Raw genomic sequence first — 9,305 nt, forward strand, 5'->3', positions numbered from 1 at the left:
GCGATCTGGGCATTATCCGCAGTTGGATAGGCTTGTTGGCCACCTTGGCTGGGGCTTTTGTGGGGGGGGAGTGGGTCAGCCGCATCGGCACCTACCGCTGTCTGTTCATTTTCGCAGCCTTGCAAGGGATCGGCAATTTGGGCCTGGGAGCGATTGGGTTGGTGGGGCAAAACTATCCGCTGCTGCTGGGGGCAACCGTTTTCGACAACATGGCCGGGGGCATGGGCACGGCTGCTTTTCTGGCTTTTTTGATGAGCCTTTGCGATCGGCAATTTAGTGCCACTCAGTATGCTTTGCTCACCAGTGTGTTTGCCGTGGGGGGAACCTTGGCCGGGGCTGTGTCAGGCTATTTGGCGGCTGCGGTCAATTGGCCTTTGTTTTATTTGATTACAGCGATGACAGCTGCTCCGGCGATGGTGATCCTGCTGTGGCTTGGCCCCCCTTCATCGACTGCAACCCCGGCCACAACCGCATCTGAACCGTAACTGCCCCACCGCAAATCCGGTTCTAATAGCCTTGCCTTGAACGCAACAAGGATGGCCGCCTACAGCGCAGCCCCGATTTTGGCCGCCAGATCCACCAGCCGCGCCGCATAGCCGTACTCGTTGTCATACCAGGAGAGCACCTTCACCGTGCGATCCCCTAAGGTCATGGTGGATCCCAAATCCACAATGGAAGAGTGGGGATCCCCGACAATATCCGCCGATACGATCTCCGGTGGAGCAATGGCCAGGATGCCGCGCAGCGGGCCTTCTGCAGCCTCGATAAAGGCTTGGTTGACGGCTTCTTTGGTGATGGGCTGCTCGGTACGCACCACAAAGTCCACAATCGAGCCCGTCAGGGTGGGCACCCGCAGCGCCAGGCCATCCATCTTCCCTCTCAGGGCGGGCAAAACCTCGGCCACTGCCGTGGCAGCTCCAGTGGTGGAAGGCACAATCGACACCGCTGCCGAGCGGCCCCGCCGATAATCTTTGGGATCCGGGCGATCCACAATTGCCTGAGTGGCGGTATAGGCATGGCAAGTGGTGAGAAAGCCGGTCTCGATGCCGAAGCGATCCAACAAGACCTTAGCCAGCGGCGCCAAGCAGTTGGTGGTGCAGGAAGCATTGGAGATGATGTGATGCCGCTCTGGGTCGTATTGGTCGTCGTTGACCCCCATCACCACCGTCAAGTCGGGGCCTTTGGCGGGAGCAGAGATGATCACCTTTTTGGCCCCGGCTTCCAGGTGTTTGGCCGCCCCCTCCCGTTTGGTGAACAAGCCGGTCGATTCCACCACCAGGTCAACCCCTAGATCTTTCCAGGGCAGTTGTGCCGGATCCCGCTCTGCCAAAACCCGGACTTTCAGGTGGTTGCCGATTTGCAGATGCCCGTCCACCGCGCTCACGGTTTGGGGAAGGCGCCCATAGGCCGAGTCGAACTGGAGCAGATAGGCCAAGTTGTCGGGTTCGGTCAGGTCATTGACTGCTACCACCTCCAGCTCCCGAGCTGGCTGAGACAGCAGCACCCGCAAGAAGGCCCGCCCAATGCGACCAAATCCGTTGATGGCTACCCGTGTGGTCATCGCAATCCTCCGGTATCAGTTTATACGATGGATCAGGGGACGCGGCATGGGAGACGCTGCCCCCCTAGGGATAGGGTAAAAGAAGAACGGGATCCCCATCGCTTTTGCACCCAAGATCTCCAGATTTGCCACTGGGACTTGCAAAAGGACTCACCCAAGAAGTTGCCGGCAGAAGGGAAAAGTAGGAATGAAGGTATTGCTGACCAACGATGACGGCATCGAGGCTGCCGGGCTGGCCAACCTCAAGTTGGCCCTCAGCGCCCTCATCCCGGAAGAACACTGTTGGATTGTGGCCCCCCACCAACCGATTTCCGGCTGCAGCCACCAGGTGACGACGGGGCGACCTTTTCGAGCCTTGGCCCGCGGCGAGCGCACCTTTGCCGTCGAGGGATCCCCTGCCGACTGTGTGCGGGTGGCCCTATTCAAGCTGGCCCCAGCGGTGGATTGGGTGCTTTCCGGTATCAACGAGGGGGGAAACCTCGGATCGGATGTGTACCTGTCGGGAACGGTGGCGGCGGTACGGGAAGCGGCGATGCGGGGGATCCCGGGAATTGCCATTTCCCAATACCGAGCAGGGGGCCAACCCATCGACTGGGAGCAAGCCCAGCGGTGGACGCGGGAAATCTTGGCGGAGCTGATGGAACAACCCCTGCCCAGGGGGGCGTTTTGGAATGTGAACCTGCCCCACTTGCCCGCCGGATCCCCTCTGCCGGAGCGGGTCTATTGTCCCCTCTGCACCCAACCCCTGCCGCTCGATTATGCGGTGGAAGCCGAGGGAAATGGGGCAGAGTCGCTGTGGTTTCGCTATCAGGGCCGCTATGCGGAGCGCGCTCGGGATCCCCAAACCGATACCGACATCTGCTTCTCCGGTCGGGTGGCCATCACCCAAGTGCAACTGGCCTCAGGCGTTTCCGCTGGGGGGGGTAGAAGCCAGGTTGCGGGCAATGGTTCTCAGCCGTTGCAGCCGTAGCGCCGTCAGGATATCGGTGGGATCCAGCTTCAGAACCTGTTCTATGGCATCTGCCAGGTGTTGAGCGGCCTCCTGTCGGGTGTAGCCGCGGAACTGGGCACGGCGCAGGGCAAATTCATCGGCATCGAAATGGGCGCTCTCCCGGTTCAGGTTTTGCCAGATCTGCCGGACGGAGAGAGCTGTAATGCCACCTGCCAACAGAGCGGAAAAAGGGTGCTGCAAAGAGAGCTCCGCAACAGTGGTGATGCCCCCCATCAAGGCCAGCGATTGGTAAAACCCCGGCTGCAACCAATTGCGGTTGCCCAGCCATCCCACCTCCCGCAGAAACAACAGATCCCGCTGTGGCTGAGGGATCCCTTGCCAACGGCGAAAATCGATGGCGATGGTGCCCTGGGGCTGCCAAGGGGCTTTGCGGCGGGAGATGAGCAGGGCTTCACCCCCGAAGTGGGGAACGACGCTGATCAAGGGTCGGAAAGAAGCGGGGAGCAGATCCCGCAACCGTTCGGTTTCTTCTTTTTCAAAGGATTTGAAATCTGGGCGGCTGTTCATGGCCTCACCTGTTAGGGGCATTGAGGCGGGGAGCCCGCCTGAACACGGGCGCTGTTCCGGCCCCCGACACCACAGCCCTGTGTAGAACCAATGCGAGGCTAGTCTATCGCATCTCCAGGCTGGCCGTAGAACTCCATGGGTTTCTGTTCGCGGTAGCGGGACGGAGTCCTTAGATCCCAATCCTAGGTTGCGTAGACTGGGAAGGCGAGCCTACCCGTCTTACCTACTCGTCTTAAATCCGAGACCATGACCTTCCCAGCTCAGCCAGAACCCCAAGTGCTCCGTACTGCTGACGGGAATGAGCAGAGTATCAACAGCCCCCTTTACACCTACGCCTTCTTCCCGCAGCCAGCTCCAGAGCTTTTGCCCTTCATCCGGCAAACCGAGGGGATCCATCGGTCGGTGCAGGTGTTCTCCCCGACAGGCAGCCGAATTGCCGCTGCTGTGGAGCCGATGCCGGATCCGGAGTCGCTGCAAGTCTCGGATGAGGTGTTGGTGCGCTCTGCCCTGCGCCACGACCAGGTGATCTGCCGACTGTTCGCCCAGATGCCGGTGCTGCCCCTGCGCTTTGGCACCTGCTTTCTCTCAGCAGAAAGGCTGGGATCCCATCTGCTGTCCCGGCAGACGGAGTACGAACAAGCCCTCGCAGCCATTGGGGGGCGGGCCGAGTACTGTCTCAAAGGAAGGGTTCAACCTCAGCCCCAACCGGAGCCACAGCCCTCCCTAAGCGGGACGGCCTATCTGTTGGCCCGCAAGCAAGCCTATCTCCAGCAACGACAGGCCCAAGAGCAGCAAGAGCAGGAGCAGCAAGCCCTACAGCAGCTTTGGCCTTCCACCTGGCCTGTGCAAAGGGGGGATCCCCAGCCAGGAGAAGCCTTGCGGCTTTACTTTTTGCTCACCCCTGCCGAGTGGGAAGCCGCCGCTCAGCTCACCCAAACCTGGCTGGCTCAGCACCCCCATTGGCAACTGGATTGGAGCGCCCCTTTGCCCCCCTATCACTTTGTCCGTGCCTTGCGGGATTCTCTGTCGGACAAGTGTATAGATCCCAACTAAGGACGCCGTCCCGCTAGCGCGAACAAAGTGCTCTGCATGCGGATCATGGTCGCGTTAGCAGAGCGTGGATCCAAGCGTGATAATGGTGAGGGGATCCCGTCCGCTTCCTGTTTGCATTGGCGAGGCGGAGCCCTCACAGGGCAAAGGACTCCGTCCCGCTAACGGGAACAGCAGGCAAAAGGAAGAGTTGTGGTCTAAAGCGCTATGCGCCGCTACCGCGAACGAGTTGGGCTATTGGGGCTGGGCACGGTTGGCACGGGTGTTGTGCAAATTCTGCAGCAACCCCGGCATCCTCTCTTGCAGTCGGTTGAGATTGCGGCGGTGGGGGTGCGCTCTTTGGATAAGCCGCGGCAAGTGCGGATCCCGCCTGAGCGCCTGACCACCAATCTGGAGCAAATCGTGTCGGATCCGGAAATCGACGTGGTCATCGAGCTGATGGGGGGCTTGGAGCCGGCCCGCAGCTTGATCTTAAAAGCCCTTGACCACGGCAAACCGGTGATCACGGCCAACAAAGCGGTGATCGCCCGCCACGGGGAGGAGATCTTTCAGGCGGCAGCCCAAGCCAAAGTCTCGGTGCTCTTGGAAGCGGCAGTCGGGGGCGGGATCCCGATTCTGCAGCCCTTGCAACAGTCCCTGCAGGCCAGCCACATCCAGGCGGTCTGGGGCATTGTGAACGGCACCACCAACTTCATCCTCAGCCAGATGACCCAGGCGGCCAGCTCATTTGAGGAAGCCCTGGCCCTGGCCCAGGCCCACGGCTACGCCGAAGCGGATCCCAGCGCCGATGTGGAAGGGTGGGATGCCGCCGACAAGATCGCCATTTTGGCCAGCCTTGCTTTCGGGGTGTCTGTGAAGCGGGAAGCCATCCCCTGCGAAGGGATCCGCGGCATCAGCCCCACCGACATTCGCTATGCCCGCGAGTGGGGCTACACCTTCAAGCTCTTGGCCATCGCCCAAAGGGCCAACTCTGGCGGGGAGGCAGCGAAGATGGCTTTGGATATCCGGGTTCACCCCACCCTTCTGCCCTCTACCCACCCCTTGGCCAACATCAACGGCGTGGACAATGCCGTTTTGGTGCAGGGGGATCCCTTGGGTCAGGTGGTGCTGTCGGGGCCGGGGGCGGGGCGGGGGCCGACTGCCAGTGCCGTTGTTGGCGATCTGCTGACCCTGATTGCCCACCGGCAAACGGGGGCTGATGCCCCCAATCCGCTGTGGGGATTCTCCTGCTTCCCCGCTGCCGCCTCTTTGATCCCTCTCTCGGAATTGGAGTCGGAGTTTTACGTGCGGGTGTTGGCCCAGGATCAGCCGGGGGTGATGGGGGCGATTGGCACCTGCTTTGGCCGCCACCGGGTTAGCCTGGAGAGCATTACCCAAAAGGAATGTCACCAAGAGCAGGCGGAGATTGTGATTCTCACCCACACCGTCCGCGAGGCCGATTGCCGACAGGCGCTGGCCGAGATCCAACAACTGCCCCAGGTGGCCGGGATCCCCAGCCTATTTCGGGTGCTGCGCTAGCTGCTATAGATCCAAAATGCTCCGCACCGCTGACGCGAACGCGCTGGTGGGACGGGGAGCGGCTCAGAGCATAATTGTTTGACTCTTGAGGATTGAAAACCCCGTTGGAACCCAAAAGATGAACTCTTCTGTTGAGCACTTTAGCGGGACGCAGTCCTTGCAGGCTGAGGTGGTGGTGGTCGGGGCGGGCATCAGCGGCCTAACGTTAGCCTTGCGATTACAACAGGGCTTATCCCCCAAGGATGAATCCACCCAGCCGCTGCTCCTGGCCGAGGCCAGCTCCCGCGTGGGGGGCTGTATCTCCACCCAATCCAAAGACAGCTATCGCTGGGAAGAGGGCCCCAACAGCTTTACCCCCGTCCCCGCCCTGCTTAACCTCATTGCCGAGGTGGGCTTGGCGGAGCACCTGGTGCTGGCCGATGCCCAGTTGCCCCGCTACATCTACTGGGAAAAAGAGCTGCTGCCGGTGCCCCTGAGCCCTTCTGCGGCAATTGGCTCGCGGCTGTTGAGCGTGGGCGGCAAGTTGCGGGCCTTACGTGGGTTGTTGGGGTTTGTTGCGCCACCGCCGGGCAAAGAGGAAACGGTGCGGCAATTCTTCCAGCGGCAACTGGGATCCGAGGTGGTAGAGCGGCTGGTCGAACCTTTCACCTCAGGGGTGTATGCCGGGGATCCGGATCAGCTCAGCGCCTTGGCAGCCTTCCCCCGCATTGCCGGCTTGGAAGAACGCTACGGCAGCCTATTTGCTGGTGCTGTGCAGGCTTTGCGCAGCCGTTATCGCTACGCGACGCTCCCGCGAACCCGTCAACAGGACAGCGGCAACTCCCCTATCCAACCTCCTCCCAAGCGGGGCCAACTGGGTAACCTGCGGCAGGGGTTGCAGCAGCTACCTGAGGCGATTGCCCAGAAACTGGGCAGTGCGCTGCGGCTGGGCTGGCGGGCTGTGCATCTCAAGCGGGATGAGACGGGCTACCGGGTGGGCTTTGCCATACACCACAGCGGCGCGGAGCACAACGCCCCAGAAGAAATCCACTGGGTGGCGGCTCAACAGGTGGTGCTCACCCTCCCTGCCTACGCTGCTGCCACCCTCCTGCAGGATCTCAACCCCCAGGCCAGCCGGCTGCTGAGGGAAATCCCCTACCCGCCTGTGGCGGTGGTGGCTTTGGCCTATCCAGAAGAAGCCCTCCCCCAACCGCTGCGAGGGTTTGGCCATCTGATCCCTCGCTCTCAGGGCCTGCGCACCCTGGGCACCATCTGGGCCTCCTCCCTCTTCCCAGAGCGGGCTCCTCAGGGCTATCACTGCCTGATCAGCTTCATCGGGGGAGCTACCGATGCGGCTTTTGCCCGCCAGAAAGGGATCCCGCCCATTACGGCGCTCTCCCCTGACGAGCGGGCCCAAATTGTGCATGCAGAACTCAGCCAGATCCTGCTCACCCGCCCTGTCGAACCCATCCGCCTGGGAGAGCGCCTGTGGCCCCAGGCTATCCCGCAATATACGCTTGGCCACCGGCAGCGGATTGCCCAATTGCAGGCCAGCCTGGCCGACCAAACCCCAGGGGTGTGGGTGTGTGCCAACTACCTGGATGGCGTGGCCTTGGGAGATTGTGTGCGGCGGGCCGAGGCCCTAGCCCAGCAGATCCTGTCCGTCCGGCGTTAGCGGTGCGGTTCCCGTTCGCGTGTAGCAGCATAGAGTGCTGTAGACATAGCAGCATGAGCCATCCCTACACCAGCCTCCTGCTCATCCCCACCGGCATTGGTGCCCGCATCGGTGGTTTTGCCGGGGATGCCCTGCCTGTTGCCCGCACCCTGGCAGCAGCCGCAGAGCGGGTCATTACCCATCCCAACGTGTTAAACGGAGCCAGTTTGTTTTGGCCGATGGGGAACGTGTTGTACGTGGAAGGGTACGGCCTGGATCAGTTCTGTGCGGGGGTGTGGAATTTGCGGCCAGTGCGCCAAAACTGTGTTGGGGTGGTGCTGGATGCCGGGATCCCCCCTGATCTGCAACAACGCCACCTGCAGGTGATGCAAGCCGCTCAGGCCACCTTGGGGCTCAACATCGGCCCCTGGCGCTTGACCCGCCAACCCTTGGGCGTTTCCGTCAGCTTCTCCCCCTCCGGGGCCAGCCAGGGATCCCTAGCCCGGCCCGATGCTCTCTTGGAGACTGCCCAGGAGCTGGTTCGCCTGGGGGCAGAGGCCATTGCCGTGGTGGCCCGCTTTCCGGATGACTTGGACTTCAGCCAATACGAGCAAGGAATGGGGGTGGATCCCTTGGCCGGCGTCGAAGCCCTGATCAGCCACCTGGTGGTGCGGGAGTTGCGGATCCCTTGTGCCCATGCCCCCGCTTTCTACCCTGAGACTTTCCCCAAGCCGGTTCACCCCCGCGCTGCTGCTGAAGAGGTGGGGTTTACCTTCTTGCCTTCGGTTTTGGTGGGCCTCAGCTACGCTCCCCAATTTGTCAAGAGCGGGGATCCCGCCCAACCGGGCGACCTGACAGCAGAGCAGGTGGACAGCGTCATTGCCCCGGCCACTGCCTTTGGGGGGCCTGGCTTGCTGCACCTGGCCAGCCGTTATTGCGGCGCAACGCTGTCGCGACCCCACCACAATGCTCCGCCGCTGACGCGAACGGACGGAGTCCTTGCCCGTCCTCCGCTTTTCATTGCCGTCGAGGAAAACACCACCGTGATGCAGGTGCATCCCCGCCAGTTGGGGATCCCTCATGTATCGGTAACCTCCTATCTAGAGGCGATTGGAGTGGTGGTGGCCCATCGAGCAGGAGTGGCCTGGTCGTCGCTACGGCTCTCCCCCTCCACCCCGGAAAAGCTGGGATCCCACACTTGCGCCGTTATTGCTACGCGACGCTGTTGCGTTCGTGACAGCGGTGCAGAGCACAATAGTGGGACAGAGTCCTTTCGCGATAGCGGGACGGAGTCCCAGTAGGCTACCGGTCGCGTTAGCGGGACGGAGTCCATGAGCAGATGGGAGCCGGCAGGGGATCCGCCGGGTTTAGGCCGGCAAACCACTCCGACAGGGCGGCCGGCAAGCAGAGGCCGGGGTTTCCCTCGATGTGCAGCCGCTCCAGTCGGGGCAGTTCTGCCAAAAAGGTCGGCAGTTCTCCCGTGAATTGGTTACGTGCCAGGCGCAGATCCCGTAACTGATTCAGCTGAGCCAGCTCGGGGGGCAGGGATCCGCTGAGGCGATTGTCCGACAGGTAGAGGTTTTCCAGGTGGCGCAGTTGCCCCAGTTGGGGGGGAATAGGCCCAGAGAGCTGATTGCGATCCAAAAACAGGCCCTTGAGAGAGCTCATCTGGCCCAGTTGGCCGGGAAGGGTGCCGCTGAGGCGGTTGTTTTGCAGGATGAGGTTTTCCAGGTGGCGCAGTTGCCCCAGCTGGGGGGGAATAGGCCCAGAGAGCTGGTTGTGATCCAAAAACAGGCCGCGCAGGTTGCGCAGCTGCCCCAGCTCGGATGGGATGGAGCCGGAGAATTCGTTGTAGTCGAGAAACAGGTTTTCCAACTGGCTGAGTTGCCCCAGCTCGGGCGGCAGGGGGCCCGAAAGTTGGTTGTGGCTGAGGGACAAGGCTCGCAACCGGCGAAATTGGCCTATTTCGGGCGGCAAGGAGCCGCTCAACCCCTGGCGATCCAACACCAGTTGGACAAGACACT

Annotated in this window: 9 protein-coding genes; 6 read left to right on the forward strand and 3 right to left on the reverse strand. The window is 61.9% G+C overall.

All coding sequences use genetic code 11. The annotated features are described in order from the left end of the window. The coding region (locus tag NW837_RS07235) for an MFS transporter (RefSeq protein ID WP_414330239.1) at nucleotides 1–485 on the forward strand (485 nt) is incomplete at its 5' end. A gap of 59 nt (nucleotides 486–544) precedes the next feature. Here the strand turns inward: NW837_RS07235 and gap are convergent. After that, complete coding sequence (gene gap, locus NW837_RS07240) at nucleotides 545–1,561, reverse strand: type I glyceraldehyde-3-phosphate dehydrogenase (RefSeq protein ID WP_414330241.1); 1,017 nt, start codon at nucleotides 1,559–1,561, stop codon at nucleotides 545–547. A 187-nt stretch (nucleotides 1,562–1,748) separates the two neighbouring features. Here gap and surE point away from each other — a divergent pair, with 187 nt between their 5' ends. Continuing rightward, complete coding sequence (surE, locus tag NW837_RS07245) at nucleotides 1,749–2,531, forward strand: 5'/3'-nucleotidase SurE (RefSeq protein WP_414330243.1); 783 nt, start codon at nucleotides 1,749–1,751, stop codon at nucleotides 2,529–2,531. On the opposite strand, the gene NW837_RS07250 is transcribed toward surE, so the two are convergent. Beyond that, nucleotides 2,463–3,080: a DUF3318 domain-containing protein gene (locus tag NW837_RS07250; RefSeq protein ID WP_041436440.1), complete on the reverse strand. Its 618-nt coding sequence runs from the start codon at nucleotides 3,078–3,080 to the stop codon at nucleotides 2,463–2,465. The two genes, surE and NW837_RS07250, sit on opposite strands and share 69 nt — an antisense overlap. A gap of 246 nt (nucleotides 3,081–3,326) precedes the next feature. On the opposite strand from NW837_RS07250, the gene NW837_RS07255 reads away from it, so the two are divergent. From NW837_RS07255 to NW837_RS07270, 4 genes are all read left to right on the forward strand, one after another. Next, nucleotides 3,327–4,133: a GvpL/GvpF family gas vesicle protein gene (locus NW837_RS07255; RefSeq protein WP_414330245.1), complete on the forward strand. Its 807-nt coding sequence runs from the start codon at nucleotides 3,327–3,329 to the stop codon at nucleotides 4,131–4,133. A 204-nt stretch (nucleotides 4,134–4,337) separates the two neighbouring features. Next, nucleotides 4,338–5,648 carry a homoserine dehydrogenase gene (locus tag NW837_RS07260; RefSeq protein WP_414330247.1) on the forward strand — a complete coding sequence of 437 codons (1,311 nt, stop codon included), beginning with the start codon at nucleotides 4,338–4,340 and terminating at the stop codon, nucleotides 5,646–5,648. Nucleotides 5,649–5,766: 118 nt separating this feature from the next. Then, on the forward strand, nucleotides 5,767–7,302 hold the full coding sequence (gene hemG / locus NW837_RS07265) for a protoporphyrinogen oxidase (RefSeq protein WP_414330248.1): 1,536 nt from the start codon (nucleotides 5,767–5,769) through the stop codon (nucleotides 7,300–7,302). Nucleotides 7,303–7,355: 53 nt separating this feature from the next. Next, the gene (locus NW837_RS07270; protein WP_414330250.1) at nucleotides 7,356–8,582 is read left to right on the forward strand and encodes a DUF3326 domain-containing protein; all 1,227 of its coding nucleotides are present in this window, start codon (nucleotides 7,356–7,358) and stop codon (nucleotides 8,580–8,582) included. Between the two features lie 13 nt (nucleotides 8,583–8,595). Here the strand turns inward: NW837_RS07270 and NW837_RS07275 are convergent. Next, nucleotides 8,596–9,305: hypothetical protein (locus NW837_RS07275; protein ID WP_414330251.1), on the reverse strand; the 710-nt coding region annotated here is incomplete at its 5' end.

This window comes from Synechococcus sp. R6-10, from assembly GCF_047461815.1.
GTDB lineage: Bacteria > Cyanobacteriota > Cyanobacteriia > Thermostichales > Thermostichaceae > Thermostichus.

What these genes read in the sequence shown, in the direction of transcription:
- NW837_RS07260 (WP_414330247.1), top strand. Translation starts at nt 4,338, where the DNA reads ATGCGCCGCTACCGCGAACGAGTTGGGCTATTGGGGCTGGGCACGGTT.
- NW837_RS07250 (WP_041436440.1), bottom strand. Translation starts at nt 3,080, where the DNA reads ATGAACAGCCGCCCAGATTTCAAATCCTTTGAAAAAGAAGAAACCGAA.
- surE (WP_414330243.1), top strand. Translation starts at nt 1,749, where the DNA reads ATGAAGGTATTGCTGACCAACGATGACGGCATCGAGGCTGCCGGGCTG.
- NW837_RS07270 (WP_414330250.1), top strand. Translation starts at nt 7,356, where the DNA reads ATGAGCCATCCCTACACCAGCCTCCTGCTCATCCCCACCGGCATTGGT.
- NW837_RS07255 (WP_414330245.1), top strand. Translation starts at nt 3,327, where the DNA reads ATGACCTTCCCAGCTCAGCCAGAACCCCAAGTGCTCCGTACTGCTGAC.
- hemG (WP_414330248.1), top strand. Translation starts at nt 5,767, where the DNA reads ATGAACTCTTCTGTTGAGCACTTTAGCGGGACGCAGTCCTTGCAGGCT.
- gap (WP_414330241.1), bottom strand. Translation starts at nt 1,561, where the DNA reads ATGACCACACGGGTAGCCATCAACGGATTTGGTCGCATTGGGCGGGCC.